17 protein-coding genes are annotated in these 14087 nt (G+C 60.6%); 5 read left to right on the top strand and 12 right to left on the bottom strand.

Annotated elements, in window-relative coordinates; all coding sequences use genetic code 11:
- Positions 1-41: 41 nt before the first annotated feature.
- Genes AB0F88_RS33700 through AB0F88_RS33685 form a run of 4 tightly spaced genes read right to left on the bottom strand, consistent with a single transcriptional unit; the run spans position 42 to position 2554 of the window.
- Positions 42-194, bottom strand: a complete 153-nt coding sequence (locus AB0F88_RS33700) for a hypothetical protein (protein ID WP_362693533.1) — start codon at positions 192-194, stop codon at positions 42-44.
- Positions 191-850, bottom strand: a complete 660-nt coding sequence (locus tag AB0F88_RS33695) for a DUF2637 domain-containing protein (RefSeq protein ID WP_362693530.1) — start codon at positions 848-850, stop codon at positions 191-193. Before AB0F88_RS33695 ends, AB0F88_RS33700 begins: the two co-directional genes overlap by 4 nt.
- A gap of 35 nt (positions 851-885) precedes the next feature.
- Positions 886-2208, bottom strand: a complete 1323-nt coding sequence (locus AB0F88_RS33690) for an FtsK/SpoIIIE domain-containing protein (protein ID WP_362693527.1) — start codon at positions 2206-2208, stop codon at positions 886-888.
- Positions 2201-2554 (bottom strand): hypothetical protein, encoded by a 354-nt coding sequence (locus AB0F88_RS33685; protein ID WP_350976558.1) that lies wholly within the window; start codon positions 2552-2554, stop codon positions 2201-2203. The genes AB0F88_RS33690 and AB0F88_RS33685 overlap by 8 nt, the downstream gene beginning before the upstream one ends.
- Positions 2555-2680: 126 nt before the next feature.
- Between AB0F88_RS33685 and AB0F88_RS33680 the strand changes: the two genes are divergently transcribed.
- The gene (locus tag AB0F88_RS33680) at positions 2681-3019 is read left to right on the top strand and encodes a winged helix-turn-helix domain-containing protein (protein WP_362693523.1); all 339 of its coding nucleotides are present in this window, start codon (positions 2681-2683) and stop codon (positions 3017-3019) included.
- Between the two features lie 8 nt (positions 3020-3027).
- Here AB0F88_RS33680 and AB0F88_RS33675 read toward each other — a convergent pair whose 3' ends face one another.
- Both AB0F88_RS33675 and AB0F88_RS33670 read right to left on the bottom strand, forming a co-directional pair.
- Positions 3028-3204 carry a hypothetical protein gene (locus tag AB0F88_RS33675; protein WP_362693520.1) on the bottom strand — a complete coding sequence of 59 codons (177 nt, stop codon included), beginning with the start codon at positions 3202-3204 and terminating at the stop codon, positions 3028-3030.
- Positions 3201-3422 (bottom strand): hypothetical protein, encoded by a 222-nt coding sequence (locus tag AB0F88_RS33670; protein ID WP_362693517.1) that lies wholly within the window; start codon positions 3420-3422, stop codon positions 3201-3203. The genes AB0F88_RS33675 and AB0F88_RS33670 overlap by 4 nt, the downstream gene beginning before the upstream one ends.
- Before the next feature lie 153 nt (positions 3423-3575).
- Between AB0F88_RS33670 and AB0F88_RS33665 the strand changes: the two genes are divergently transcribed.
- Together AB0F88_RS33665 and AB0F88_RS33660 are read left to right on the top strand one after the other, a co-directional pair.
- Entirely contained in the window at positions 3576-4316 is a 741-nt protein-coding gene (locus AB0F88_RS33665; protein WP_362693514.1) for an XRE family transcriptional regulator, read from the top strand.
- A 3-nt stretch (positions 4317-4319) separates the two neighbouring features.
- Positions 4320-4796, top strand: a complete 477-nt coding sequence (locus AB0F88_RS33660) for an NUDIX domain-containing protein (RefSeq protein WP_362693511.1) — start codon at positions 4320-4322, stop codon at positions 4794-4796.
- On the opposite strand, the gene AB0F88_RS33655 is transcribed toward AB0F88_RS33660, so the two are convergent.
- The 3 genes from AB0F88_RS33655 to AB0F88_RS33645 form a co-directional block, all read right to left on the bottom strand.
- Positions 4764-5330, bottom strand: a complete 567-nt coding sequence (locus AB0F88_RS33655; RefSeq protein WP_362693508.1) for an HD domain-containing protein — start codon at positions 5328-5330, stop codon at positions 4764-4766. The two genes, AB0F88_RS33660 and AB0F88_RS33655, sit on opposite strands and share 33 nt — an antisense overlap.
- Before the next feature lie 67 nt (positions 5331-5397).
- On the bottom strand, positions 5398-5874 hold the full coding sequence (locus tag AB0F88_RS33650; RefSeq protein WP_362693505.1) for a GntR family transcriptional regulator: 477 nt from the start codon (positions 5872-5874) through the stop codon (positions 5398-5400).
- A gap of 4 nt (positions 5875-5878) precedes the next feature.
- A complete protein-coding gene (locus tag AB0F88_RS33645; protein WP_362693502.1) occupies positions 5879-6223 on the bottom strand; it encodes a hypothetical protein in 345 nt (114 codons plus the stop codon).
- 163 nt (positions 6224-6386) lie between these two features.
- Here AB0F88_RS33645 and AB0F88_RS33640 point away from each other — a divergent pair, with 163 nt between their 5' ends.
- Positions 6387-7121 (top strand): XRE family transcriptional regulator, encoded by a 735-nt coding sequence (locus tag AB0F88_RS33640; RefSeq protein ID WP_362693499.1) that lies wholly within the window; start codon positions 6387-6389, stop codon positions 7119-7121.
- A gap of 186 nt (positions 7122-7307) precedes the next feature.
- Here AB0F88_RS33640 and AB0F88_RS33635 read toward each other — a convergent pair whose 3' ends face one another.
- The 3 genes from AB0F88_RS33635 to AB0F88_RS33625 all read right to left on the bottom strand — a co-directional run bounded on the left by AB0F88_RS33635 (position 7308) and on the right by AB0F88_RS33625 (position 12973).
- Positions 7308-8783 (bottom strand): class I SAM-dependent DNA methyltransferase, encoded by a 1476-nt coding sequence (locus AB0F88_RS33635; protein WP_362693496.1) that lies wholly within the window; start codon positions 8781-8783, stop codon positions 7308-7310.
- 838 nt (positions 8784-9621) lie between these two features.
- Positions 9622-11241 carry an AAA family ATPase gene (locus AB0F88_RS33630; protein ID WP_362693493.1) on the bottom strand — a complete coding sequence of 540 codons (1620 nt, stop codon included), beginning with the start codon at positions 11239-11241 and terminating at the stop codon, positions 9622-9624.
- The gene (locus AB0F88_RS33625; protein ID WP_362693490.1) at positions 11228-12973 is read right to left on the bottom strand and encodes a restriction endonuclease subunit S; all 1746 of its coding nucleotides are present in this window, start codon (positions 12971-12973) and stop codon (positions 11228-11230) included. The genes AB0F88_RS33630 and AB0F88_RS33625 overlap by 14 nt, the downstream gene beginning before the upstream one ends.
- Before the next feature lie 625 nt (positions 12974-13598).
- Here AB0F88_RS33625 and AB0F88_RS33620 point away from each other — a divergent pair.
- Complete coding sequence (locus AB0F88_RS33620) at positions 13599-13988, top strand: transposase (protein WP_362693487.1); 390 nt, start codon at positions 13599-13601, stop codon at positions 13986-13988.
- Positions 13989-14087 lie beyond the last annotated feature (99 nt).

Here is a 14087-nt window from a genome sequence, read left to right as displayed (position 1 = left end):
GTCTTGGCGGATGTACGGCCAGGCCGGGGGCGCCGACGGTTTCAGCAGAAGCCGAGACCGTCGCAGGACTCGCAGGTGATGCCGTGGCTGTCGAGGCCGGTGGCGCCGCAGTCGCAGCACCGCCACCGCTTGGGCGCGATCAGCGCGGGCGGTTCTTGCTCGCTGCCGTGCGCGGGGGTGAAGTCTTCTTTCATCGGGCGGCCTCGGAGGTGGTGCGCAGGGTGCGCAGCAGATCGGAGGCGAGTTGGTTGGACACGCCCAGGCGGGCGCGTAGGGTGTCGCGGCTGATCGGCTTGCCTTGGGCGTTCTGGTACTCGGCAGCCACCCGGCGGGCGTAGTCGACGAGTTCTGAGGACGGCCCGTCCGCAGCCTCGTCCTGGTCGTCCTTGTCGTCCTGGGCGGCGGGGACGAGGGCTGGCACCGGAACCGGCTCGGAGGACGGGGTCGGGGATGGTTCAAGGCGGGGGCCGGAGGCGCGGCGTTCGAGCATGGAGACGGCGATCAGGAACGCGCCTGCCGGGGTGGCGGCGGTGATCCAGCCCCAGGCGGAGGCTTCGGCTTGGTGGAGGTTGGCGGACAGGGACAGGACGATGCCGAGGATGAGGACGAGGGTGGGCCAGGAGGCCAGGCCGTCCCGGACGCGTCCGGTCTTCTTGTCGCGCTGGCGTTCGCGGGCGGCCATGACACAGGTGAGGTCGACGCACACGGCGACGGCCCAGGCCATCCAGCCGTTCTGCCCGTGTTCGGTGGCGGTGTCGCGGATGTGAGTGAACGAGCCGGCCCCGGCGATCGCGGCCAGGACGATCACCGGTCCGGAGTCGAGCAGGACGGCGAGCAGGTTTCGCGTCATGGTTCCTCCCTTCAGAAGTCAGGGGGTACGGGGTGTTAGGCGGGGACGTCGACCGGTTGGGCTGCGGTGAGGTCGTCCCAGGACGGGGTGAGGTGGGCGTAGGTCTTGGCGGCGTGTTCGGCGGTGTTCTCGGCGACGTAGAAGGAGCGTGCCCGGTACCACTGGCCGTCTTGGGAGGCGACGATCGCGACGCCGGGGGTTTCGGCGGGGATCGCGCGGGCGGAGACGAGGGCGGCGGGGTCGAGGTCGCCGAGGGTCATGGTCGCGGTTTCGGGGTCGTTGACTCGATGGCAGATGCGTCCCGAGCACTGGGCGCGCAGTGCGGTGACGCCGGGGCCGAGGTCGGAGCCGATGCGCTGACCGGAGCAGAACAGGTAGATCCCGAACGCGCGGCCGAGCTGTCCGATGCGCAGCAGCGCGGTGGAGGTCCTGGCGATGTCGTCCTTCTCGGACTTGTCGGCCATCAGGTACAGCTCGGCCAGCTCGTCGACGAGCACCACGACCGGAACGGGGCGCACAGCGGGAGGGAGTTGCCAGATGTTGCGGGCGCCGGTCATCCGGCACAGGCCCATCCGGTCGATCATCATGCCGATCAGGTCGGCCAGCAGCCGGGTGCATTCGGCGCGTTCGGTGGCCAGCGCGGACAGGCGTGCGGCGTAGGGGGTGAACTCCACGCCGCCCTTGAGGTCGAAGCCGACCAGGGCGACCGGTTGCGGGGCCAGTCCGACGAGCAGGGCGTTGGCGAGGTTGGACTTGCCGGACTGGGTGGCTCCGGCGTTGATCCAGTGCGGCACGGTACGGAAGTCGATCACCCAGGGTTTGCCGGTCTCCAGCCGTCCCACGGTGACCTTGAGCAGGTCGGTGGAGGGCGGTAATCGGTCCACTTGGACGAGGGGGTCGCGGATGGTGGTGTTGATGACGAGGCGTCCGGGGCGGGGCGAGGAGACGCGGACGGCGTGCACGCCCCAGGAGTGGGCAAGGCGTTCGGCGGCCTGGGCGTAGTCATCGGGGATCTGGCCTTCCAACAGGCGCAGGGTGACGCGCCAGCCGTGCCGTGTCGGCATGGGCAGCCACATCCAGGGTTTGGTGTCGACAGCGACCCGGCGAAAGCGGCGCCGTACCTTGACGGTGCCGGTGGAGACGAGGGCGCCAGGGGTGAGGGTGAAGGCCCAGCGCGCCCGCTTCTTCGTCAGCCCGCAACCGAGGGCGACCTTGCGCCAGGTGGCGCGGACGCTGAGCGCGGTGAGCGGGTAGGCGGCGACCAGCCAGAACGACTGGCGGTGAAAGCGCCGCCACGCCCACAGAGTGACCGCGAGGCAGGCCAGGACGATGAGGGCGAGCCTCAGGGAATCAGGCACCCTGGTCTCCCGCAGGAATGCCGGAGACGGGGACGATGGAGGTGGCCTTGTAGCTGATGCCCCATCGCGAGGCGCCGTTCTGCGGGATCTCCCAGACGTAGCCGACCATCGCGGTTGGCACGACGTCCTGGCCGGGAGCGATCGGGGGCTGTCCGGAGGTTCCGACCTTGACCAGTTCGATCCGGCCCAACTCGTCCTCGGCGAGCAGGACGGATTCGTAGATCTTGTTGCCCTCCTTGTCGGTCTTGATCTTGCCGGTGTCCTGGTCGACCACGCGGGGGCGGGCGGCTTTGACGCAGGTGAAGCGGAGTCGGTGGACGTCGACGGGGATCGGGATGTTGCGCATGGATGTACCTCCTTATTTGGCTAGGACAACATAGTCAGCCTAGTTGGCATGGGTGTCAATGGTCGCGTGGTTGGCTTGGTCGCGCCTTTGTGCTGAACTAGGAGCACTCGCGATAGAAGAGGGGCGATGGTCAAGAACACCGGGCGACCCGGCTATCTGCAGATCGCCGACGACCTGCGCGAGCAGATCCGGCGCGGCACCTTGGCGCCCGGAAATCCGCTGCCGTCCACCACCCAGCTCGCGACGACGTACGAGGCGTCGCTAAGCGTGGTGAAACTCGCCGTCGGGGTGCTACGAAACGAAGGGCTGGTCATCGGCCAGCAGGGCAAGGGCGTCTTCGTCCGCGACGACGCCGCCCCGGCTCTGCCGCCGGCTGCGGAGGAGTTGGCCAAGATGCGGGCCACGCTGCGAGATCTGTCGCAGCGCCTGGAACGGGTGGAGTCGAAGTTGGCCGAGCGCGAGTAACTCGCCGCTCATCCGCGCACGTGGCAGCCGGTGACCCGCCGCGCCAGGCCCGCCGCCCGAGTCGGGGGAACGCCCCCCAGGGACATCCGCCGGTCCTCCTGGCGCATGCCGAGCATGACCAGCACGTAGCCGACCAGTACGGCCGCCCCGAGAACGAGGCCGATGATCAGAGGGATCGTGGTCACGTCCAGCTCACCCCCGCCTCGGCGAGGTTGCGCGGACGGCCGGCCGGGCGCCTGCTCTGCCCGCGCCGCTTGCTCGTCCGGCGCTTGGCCGCCTGCCCCTGACGCCGGATCCACCGGTCCCGGGCCAGGCACTTACGGCAGGCGATCCGCCCCTCCTCCAGGGTCGCGCCGCACACGCAGGCGGGCGTCTCGTCGATCGGCCGAATGTCGTTGATCACTGTGTCTCTCCTCTCGATCGCTGCTGTTGCTGCCTTGCGATATCGAGAGTGCGGCAGAGAGGCGGGATGAGATCACTACAGGATGGGACATGTTCAGGACGTCCGGTCTACGATTGCCACGTCCCTGGACGTCCCTTCTTACGGGCAGGTGAGATGGCGAACGAGCGATTGCGCACGGCATTGCTGGAGCGGGGAACGACGATCGTCGAGCTGGCCGAGGCCATCGAGGTGGACGCCAAGACCGTGGAGCGGTGGATCACTCAAGGCCGCACCCCGTACCGCAAGCACCGCTTCGCCGTCGCCAAGTACCTCGACGCCGAAGAGGCCTACCTCTGGCCCAACGCCCTGACGCCCAAGCAAGCCGCCGCGGTCTCGGAGACCGAGATCGTCACCGTCTACCCGCACCGCTGGGCTGTCCCCCGGGACGCCTGGGGACGTCTGTTCTCCGCCGCCCGAGAAGAGATCGGCGTGCTGGTCTACAGCGGCACCTTCATCTCCCAGGACACCGGCCTCATGCGCCTGTTCGCCGACAAGGCCAACGCGGGCGTACGGGTGCGCATCCTGCTCGGCGACCCTGACTCACCCGAGGTCGCCCAACGCGGCGCGGACGAGGGCATCGGCGACGGCATGGCCGCGCAGATCAGGATGTCGCTGGTGCTGTACCGGCCGTTGCGTCAGGTCGAAGGCGTGGAGATCCGGCTGCATCGCACGGTGCTGTACAACTCCATCTACCGCGGTGATGACCAGCTTCTGGCCAACACCCACCTGTACGGCATGCCCGCCGGAGACGCACCCGTCCTGCACCTGCGCAAGGTGGTGGGCGGCGGCATGGTGTCGACCTACCTCGACAGCTTCGAAGCCGTCTGGGCCGGCGCCACCCCGGTAGAGTCCTGAGCCATGGCCCGCCGGATCGACTTCTACGACGACCCCTCCGCGCCCGCACCCAACAGCCTCGTCCCCTCGGTCAACGTCGTCGTCACCAACAATGCCGGGGACATCTTGATGATCCACCGCACCGACAACGACAACTGGGCAGTGCCCGGCGGCGCCATCGACCTCGGCGAATCCCTCCCGGCCGCAGCCGTCCGCGAGACGCTGGAAGAAACCGGCGTCACGTGCGAGATCACCGGCATCGTCGGCACCTACACGGATCCCAGGCACGTCATTCTCTACACCAGCGACGGCGAGGCCCGACAGGAGTTCTCCATCGTCCTCACCGGCCGCCCGATCTCCGGCGAACCAACGCCGAGCGACGAGTCCCGCGAAGTCCGATGGGTGCCGCGCGAGCAGGTCGACTCGCTGACCATGGACCGCTCGATGCGCTTGCGGATCGGCCACTACCTAGCCGGCACCACCGGGCCGTACATTGGCTAGCGCGACCTGGATCGCCCGCACCGCCGAGGTTATGCACGGCGTCGCATTGGCGATCGACCGGCTCACCAGATGCTCGGGACCGTAGCGGGAATGGATCTCCGCCAGCCGTACATCGACCTCCAGGGGGAGGCCGTCCGGGCTGGTGGTCATGTCGCAGTAGGTCAGCGCCTCCACCAGCTCCGGACGCTCCCGGTCGAACTCCTCGTTCAGCATGTCCAGCAGACCGCGCTCGGTGGCCTCATAGACCGCGCACGAGTGATGCGCCACCAGCCGGACAAGCTTGTCATCGGCCTGGTGCACATCGCGCAGGTAGCGGGCACCGTCGAGCGGATGGAAGCCGGTGTCGACCAGCTGCGGCGCGTACCCGATGTCGTGCAACCAGGCCGAGGCGGTCAGCAGATCGGATTCCTGGCCGAGGATCGGCGCCAGCGACTCGGCACGCGCAGCTACCCCTCGCGTATGCGCCCACCGGCGCGGCAACGGCTGCTCCAGCAGCTCTTTGGCCAGGTCACGTGCCCACTCAGCTTGTCCCATGCGGTTCACGATAGACGCCGTCCCCCGAGGCGAATCCAGTACGCAAGCCGAGACGTCCCAGGACGTCTCAGTCCGGGAGAGGACGGACAAACCGACCCTTGCCATGCGCGGTCACGATCAACCCCTCGCGCTCCAGCTCACCAAGGGCATGACGCACCGTGTTGCGCGAAGCCCCGTACTGCCGCCGGAGCGCGTTCTCACTCGGCAACGCCGCCCCGACGGCCAGAACACCCCCGAGGATCTGCGTCCGCAGATCCCTCGCGATCACCTGATACCGGTACGCCGTCGTATCCGCCTGGCGCCCCTCCTCCTTCACCACGCGCCCCTTGCCAGGCATCGTGACGATCAACCTCTCGCTCTCCAGCACCGCCAGACCGCGACGGACGGTCGTGCGGGCCACGTGAAACTCCGCGACCAGGGCCGCCTCGGAGGGCAGAGCGCCGCCGGCCGGATACTCGCCAGAGGTGATCTTTTCGCGGAGCCGGTCGGCGATCTGGGGATAGACCAGCCCGCCAGTCAGCCACCTGCTCGTCTCAGAGATCATCGAGTCAGGTGCGGTACGCGTCGACGATCTTGCTCAGATCTACGGTCAGTGGCTCCTGCTCGCCTTGACGCCAGCCTTCCCGAGCTGCGGTGGAGATCCGCTTGGCCGCACTCACCAGGCGCAGCGAGGAGGTCCGCTCATCCAGCTGGTCGCCCCAATAGAACCAGTGGAACGCCGTCTGGACATAGACCCGCCGGGTCCGGAAGTGCCGGTCGACGACCTCCAGGCAGGGCTGTCCGGTGTTGTCGACGATCAGGACGGTGGTGATCTCCAGCGAGGACAGCTGCTCGCGCAGCAGGGTCAGCAGCTCCTGCTGATGGGCGCGCTGTCTTTCTCGTGCGGTGCTCATGGATGTGCTCCTATCGGCGTGGAGGGGGCAGTCCATTGGGTGGGAGCCCGTGCCGACGAGCTTCGTCTTTGAGGGCCGGAGATCGACACCACAACTTAGGGACGTCTAGGGACGTCTTATGTTAACGTCGCAGGCACTGACCGTGCCACGGGAGGTGCCACCCATGAACGAAAACCTGCGCCACGCCCTCATCCGCGCGCGGCTCCAACCCCTCGACGTCGCCACCCACCTGACCGTCGACCCCAAAACCGTCACCCGCTGGCTGGCCGGCCGCATCCCCCACCCCCGCCACCGCCTGGCCGTCGCCGACCTGCTCGAAGTCGACGAAAACGACCTGTGGCCCGACAGCGTCCGCCACCGCTCAGGGCTCACCCATGAGTTGAAAGCCGTCTACCCCCACCGGTGGGCGGTGCCGGCGGACACCTGGCGCACGTTCTTCGCGTCCGCCACCACCAACATCGACATCCTCGTCTACAGCGGCCTGTTCCTCGCCGAAGACTCTGGACTCCTGCGCATCCTCACCGACCGAGCACACGCCGGGGTGCGCGTGCGCATCCTGCTCGGCGACCCCGACAGCCCCCACGTGACAACCCGCGGCACCGAGGAAGGCATCGGCGGCGACGTCATGGCCAGCAGGGTCAGAAACGCCCACGCCCTCTACCGGCCACTCCAAGACGTCGAGGGAGTCGAACTCCGGCTACACCGCACGGTGCTCTACAACTCCATCTACCGCGCCGACAACGAACTCCTGATCAACCTGCACGCCTACGGCACCCGAGCCCCCGAAGCGCCCGTCATCTACCTAACTCACACCGAAGCCAACAGCACCGCAACGACCTACCTGACCAGCTTCGAACACGTCTGGACCAGCGCCGAACCCGCAGGCCGGAAGCTCTAACAGGCAGCCTGCCCAAGATCGAAAGAAACTTATCTGTTCGTCTTCAAGGCGCGTGCCGCCTGCGGCGTCCCGCGCGCGTCGGGCGGTCGCTGGCCGCGCTGCGGCTCTTCGGCCGGTCGCGGCCAGCACCGCGCCGCGCACCCCACCACTATGGGAACCCACAACCCGAGAACTAATTAGGCACGATCAGAGGTCCTCAACAGCATTGCGCACGCTCTCGAGCGCACGCATTAGGTCCTTTTCGATAAGCTGAGAAATCTCGCTAAGACGCTGCATTGGCGGCGTGCTGGCTTCAGGCGATGCACTCCAGCTAAAATGCCAGGAGCAGTCTTGGGAAGAGAGGATCTCCTCATGGCTAAAACGGCGCCAGCGAATAAGGCCCTCATGCTCCTGGCGCTTCTCCAGCTGTCCGGCTTGATATAAGTCTACGAACTCAAGAAGATCCGACTCCTGGATTGGCTTGCTGCGAAGGGAGAATCGAACATCGGTTCGGAGGTCATAAACCCAGAGACTACCCTTCGGCTGTTCGCGCCGATTCAGTACATCGAAGAAAACGACGTTGGATTTAACCCCATGGGCATAAAACAAGCCTGGAGGGAGGCGAAGAATTGTATGGACGTCGCACAGTTCCATAAGTTTGCGACGAATTAGTGCAGCCGCGCCGCCTTCGAAAAGGACGTTATCTGGAAGTACCAGCGCAGCTCGACCGCCACTCTTAAGCATCATGTAGACATGTTGAACAAAGTTCAGCTGCTTGTTTGCAGTAGGAACCCAAAAGTCAGATCGGAATACGGTTAGATCATCGTTATTATCGCCCGAACGTTTCTCTTTAGCGGAGTACGTAATCGAACCCTTCACGCCGAAGGGCGGATTCGTTAGGACGATATCAACTTTCGTGTCGGGAATCTTCTCCAAAGAATCACCGCACACTATGGGGAGATCGGCGTCAGAAGATCCGGATATTCCATGTAGTAGAAGATTCATGCCCGCCAGGCGAGCAACTTCCTCGACCAGTTCACCGCCACGAATAGCCTTTTTGTTGAGGTGCTCCGTCTCGGCAGGAGTTAGGTGAGGGTTATGCTCTTTCAGATACTGATGGGCCGCCAGCAGAAATCCCGCCGTGCCACAGGCGGGATCGGCGACTACCTCACCCAAGCGAGGGTTGACACATTCAACAATAGCCCGCACAAGCGCCCGAGGAGTGAAATACTGTCCCGCGCCACTTTTAGTGTCCCGAGCGTTCTTCTCAAGAAGTCCCTCGTATGCATCACCTTTTAGATCTGCAGACAGACCGGTCCAAGAAGTCTGGCCAATCAAACCGCTCACAAGCAACCTAAGCTTTGCCGGATCCTTAATTTTGTTTCTGGCATTACTGAAAATCAGCCCGAGCATGCCGCTCGTCCCAGATAGCGCAGACAGTGTCTCGCCATATTTTCGATGCATTGCTTTAGGTTCAAGAGCAGCGAAGGAGGACCAGGAATGTTTCTTCGGGACTGGTCCATTGGTCTGCTCATCCGACATCTTCAGAAAAAGCAGATAGGTGAGCTGTTCGACATAATCTGGATACGAAAGGCCGTCGTCTCTAAGGATGTTGCAATATTGCCAGAGCCTCCTGACAAGTGCAGACGCCTCGAAATTTTCTTGGTCTCTACCAAATGACATTAGACTCCTCCCTTCAGGACGACCATTTCGATCCACCATCGATCTTTAAATGATTCAATGTAGACCTTAGCTGCAGCCGAATAGTCCGCATCCTTACGCATCAGCCGCTTTAGGTCTCGCACGATATCTATAAACTGGGAAGATCCACGTTCTCCCGGCTTGGGAGCACATCGATCTCCTCGCCTCACAGTTCGACGAATAGTATTGTACAGTACTACTCGCTCGTCTCTAAATTTGGGCCAATCGAGGTGTAGACATAACCGTGTCCGACGGATCCTTTCCTCTGCTACCAGGACCCCTTTGAATTCAGGAGAAATATCCGTCTCACCATTGGATTTGAAAGATAAGAGTGGAGGGTCTTCGGGGTTTGTGGGATCCAGAATCGCAGGATCCTCAAGACTAAGATCATCACTCGGCGAGTAGGCTCTGTTTGCGGGTGTTACAAGAGGGAAGTAATCGGCTTTGCCTCCAACTACTCCAGTGACATTATCCCTTCGCAAGCGATTAGAACGATGGCAACTGAGGCGAAAGTTTTGCCAGTCGAATGCAAGCCAGTAGTAACCCGGGTGCGAAACTTCACCATGAACGCGACCCTTGGGACGGAAATGATCAACATCTTCATCAGTTCCTGGATTGCTGCACTCTACATACCAGCATTTATTATCTGAGAGTTTTTCAAGATACGGACGCAGTTGTACCCATCGGCCTCTATACTGTTCGATCAGTTCTCGCCGCGCCTTCGTATCTTGCTCTTCGCAAACCTTACGCTGTGCCTCTTCGAGCTCTGGAATAAGGTGCTGGATTAAGGGCTCAAGTTCTTCGAGATCTATAAAGCGCACTAGATCTCGCCTTCTGCCTGGAGTTGCCGGATAATGCTAGCAGAGAGCTCTTCTCTTTCTCTAATCTGTTCTGGCGTAAGTTCGATTCTCTCTCGCCAGCTAGGATCTTCTTGGTCAGTCCAAGCTTTAACGAAAAGTTGATAGAGTGGATCTCTAATAGTTCGAGAGAATCCTTTGCCGTTTAGGTTGTTATTGATTGCTTCAAGTTCGTTCCGCTCTTCGTCGGTCAAATCCTTCATTGATAGGATACGTTGCCTGTCCAGCTCGTCCTGAGTTTCTGGGTCGAGTGTGGATCGCAGTCGAAAAAGATCGCTTGTAAGAATAGCTGCCACCCCCATCCCGCGGGGATCCTCATCAGGAACCTCTACGGATGCAGTGCCAGACGGACCCCTCGTGAAGATTCTCACCTGGGGCCGATCGAGGCCTGCTAGAACAAGAGGATCATGTGAGGACATGAGTATGTGACAACTGTCTCCCCGATTCCTTAACCTGATGAACCGGTCAAGGAATGATAGGTATTGGGTACTCCAGATCGGATTTAGATGAGTATCTGGTTCATCGAGAAGGAAGAGCGCTTCATCGCGTGCAGTGAACTTCAGAAGACCTAAGACTAAGAGGAGTTGTTGTTCGCCTTCACTTAGGTCTCGGTAGGTAACCTCACCGCCGCCGGCAGCTGGCGTAAGCCTTACCCTCGTTCGCACCTCGCCCAGCAGCTTTGACAAGTGCGTGCTTTCAAGTGCAGTGAAGAACGAATATTGGTCGGGATAAGTTTGAAAAACCTGCGTGAGAGCATCTTGTGTCGGTAAGAACAAGTACAGAGAGTCGACCGGAGGATTCTTGGTGAGATCAGCCTGTATCCTCCTAGGCATTCTCATCGGAAGAAGGGCAGCATCATACAGGCGCCCAAGGAAGTCTTTTACCTCTCCCTCTGCATGCCAAAATCTCGGGTCTCCTCCTTTGGCGCGTTGCCAAGTAGGCTCGCGCAGCGCGAAGAGTACACTATCTAAACCGTCGATCTGAAGATGCTCACGCAAGAACGCTCGATCCTCATCAGCTACAGCGTCATTTTCCATAAAAAACGCTAGCAATGCAAACTGGCCATGGAGGTTTTGAGCATAGAATAAGCGACGAAGAGAGTTGGCGTCCCTCAGCCCTCGTCCAGCCGTCGATGAGACGTCCTTGATTATTCGATTATAGAAACGCTCTTGATGCTTTTCGAATAGCTCGGCTAATCGATCACTAGGGCCGGAGTAGTAGCCGAAAACGAACGCAGGACGATAGAGAGGGCGGCCTTCATCGTCTTCGCTTAGGAAAGTCTTTTTAGAGATTCGCTTGAACTCGCCCTGACCTCGCTGTCTGGCTTTTGCTACTGCACTCTTTCCGTTTTCAGCGCTGACTTGGACTTCGAATTCTCTGCAACTGTAAGATAATTCGTAGGTAAAGGGGGCTGGGAGTTCTAGATCTAGATTGCGAAAGATTAATGCAATAGCTTCCACTAAATTTGATTTGCCCGACCCGTTTTCGCCAACTAGAACAGTATAGGGTGAACTAGTGTCGAATTCGACGTAAAGGTCACGTAGATTCTTAAAAGCTCCTATCCGAAGACTAGATAGCCTCATCTTGAATAACCTCCATAAACGAGTTCTCCTGGGACTCGCCTGCAACGCGGACGGAAACGTCAAGCTCATCTCGCAGAGCTAGGTAGAACTTTTCCACATCCTGCACGGAATCTGGGTGAAACTTAGCTCGCCTAAAAAGTTCCGGCATCGTCGTGGCCCCTCCAGAGCCTCCCAGAACATCGGCTAGAAACTTTTTTTGTCGAGGTCGAACGCTGCTGGGTAACTGGCTATTCTCTTGGTCTAAATTCTTTCGACGCTTCACCGCTGGCTCTACAGGCGTTGGTCCCAGTCGCTTGAGAGCCTTTATAGTTGGCTCATCAGATGGATCTTGAGGAACCAATTTCCCGTTCACGGCCGCAGCGTATAGCTGTGTTTCCAAAATTGGAAGCTTTTGTAGCGATGCTTCGGTTGCTTCTAATTGCTGACTAGATTCGGATAGACGCCGCTTCGCTTCCTGTACAATTTCCTTCTGGACGTCGAGAGGCGGCAGAGGAAATGGCATGGCGGCGAAGCGATTTAGGCCCAGATGTGCAATATTTGTTGTCCATCTAGCTATCTTTTTGAACTCGCCAGAATGTAGATAGTGTCGGAAGACTAGCAGTGCAAACTCCGCATCGACTTCCTCTGTGACCCTGAATCTGATGAGAGTATTCTGAAAACAAGCCCCCTTGACCTCATTGCGATACATGGCGGCCCGCCCGACAAGTTCAGGACTCTGACCCTCGTTAAGAAGGATGTCACCACTGCGGAGGCTGTAGATATCGAATTCCTCTGGGGTAAAGTTCATTTCCATGACGCTTGTGGTATCAATACGATCTTCCATCACGTTAGCAACCCGCAGATATGGCCTCATGTGTTGGCCTTCGTGGTCCTTAGGAGAGCGCTGCCTTCCCATCGCAATTTCTCCCGCCTCGCCTGCCGTTACCCACCGCCAACTCCGAGGTATCGGGAAAAGGCCCTCGTGTGCTGCTCCTAAGTTCATCCGATCTTCGTCGTCAATCCCAGGAATTGCTGGCTGTATCTCTAGATCTTCTGGATTTTCGATTGCACCTACGCCAGCCATTGATTCGTTGGTTGCCGCATGCTCTCCAGCATCCAGAGGTATTAGTGCTCCAGAAGCAGCTGCCCAGAGAATTTCGCGGTTCTGCTCACCGATGAGCTGCCTAGCCGATCTGAGCGACCCACTCGCCTGGCGTATCTCTTGTATCCTCTCCTCGACGGCCCGAGCAATTCTTTGCTGTTCCGGCAAGGGGGGCAGCATTACAGGAATTGCGGCGAGACGGCTTGCCCCAAGATGTTGAATACCAACGCCTTTAGAAACTTGTGTGAACTTTCCGGAGAGCGAGAAGTACCGGAACACTACAAGGGCATACTCAGGGCTTAGAAGATGCGGCCGAAATCTGATCAAAGTATTTTGAAAGCAACACCCAGGTATCTCGTCGCGCCAAATAGCCGCTCGTCCCACGTGGCTCGCACTTCCAGAAGCTTCTGCCAGGACCAGATCGCCAGCTTGCAGGCCATATACTTGCTGCTCCTCTGGCGTGAAGTCCATCTCCTGGACGTCGTCTAGATCGAGCCCCTCCATTGTGACGTTGGCTGCGCGCAGATATTTGACGGGAAACTCTCCGGTCAGCTTTTCCGGCGATCGTTGACGCCCTAGCCTGATAGAACCAGCTTCGCCGACTGATACAACGGTCCAGCCATCTGGAAGGTCTTCTGTTCCGTCAGCCATGTCCTACCGTCCTATCTGCTTGAGTCACCCGTGGCCGCCGTATCGCTACGTCTGGTCGACACGCTGCGGTGCCGCTACCTCACAGCTTGATGCTGCACAGTACCGAGGATCACTGACATTTTGGCACTCACGAACCTAGTTTCGCTCTTGATCCACTACTCTTCTCGTGCATCTCAGCAGCATCATCCCTCACACTGCCCCTCCGTTTTGCCGCTCATCAGTTGCATCGTGCTGCTTAGGTGGTTCCCGGCCGGTTGCATACCCCCATAGGGTATAGAAACCTTGATTTGGTGAACCCCTCGCCCGTGTCGCTGCTGCTCAACGGCCACATCAAGGTCCAGGTCAGAACCTTCGCGTTAAGGCTTCTGGCGTCATTCTCGCGGCCGTGCTCACACAGTGGCTTGCCGTAGAGGCAGTGGCCAGAACATCCTCGGTGAGACCACTCCACTTGATCGCCGCTATCGGCAACCGCGGCGGCTGTGCTCGCCTTGACGTCCGCCAAGGCCGCGATGTCTCCAGTCTGAGTGGGAGTTTGAGAGGTGATCACTAGGTTCTTTTGCCAGGTGAGTATGGGTGAGACATGACACGAGACCGGTTTTTACCCCTTTGATCTGACCGATGAGCAGTGGGCGCTGATCGAGCCGCTGCTACCTGCCCCGCGCTGGGACGGCGCCCGGACAAGCACCCACGGCGCGAGGTCGTGCACGCGATCATGTGCGTCGTGCGCACCTGCTGCTCCTGGCGGCAACTACCGGCCGACTTCCCGCCCTGGCAGACCGTCTACTGGCACTTCGTACGCTGGGAAGACCAAGAAGTGACCCGACAAATTGTGGATGTGCTGCACCGATGGGTCCGCCGGAGCGCTGACCACGAGGCCGAGCCATCGGCCACGATCCTGGACTCCCAAAGCGTCAGGGGTACTGACCCGTCGGGGCCGACAGTCGCGGCTGCGACGCGAACAAGAAGATCAACGGTCGCAAGCGGTTCGTGGTCGCCGACACGCTCGGTCTGCTGATGGCGGTAACGGTGCACTCTGCCGGAGTGTGGAGAAGTGAGGAACGGGGATGAAACCTTGGGCGGGGTCGGCTGCCAGGGCGGCAAGCCGGCTGCGGTG

The sequence above is a fragment of the Streptosporangium sp. NPDC023963 genome, assembly GCF_040639135.1.
In the GTDB taxonomy this organism is placed as follows: domain Bacteria; phylum Actinomycetota; class Actinomycetes; order Streptosporangiales; family Streptosporangiaceae; genus Streptosporangium.
The sequence above is the reverse complement of the archived record's forward strand: the minus strand, read 5'-3'. Positions and strand labels throughout refer to the sequence as shown.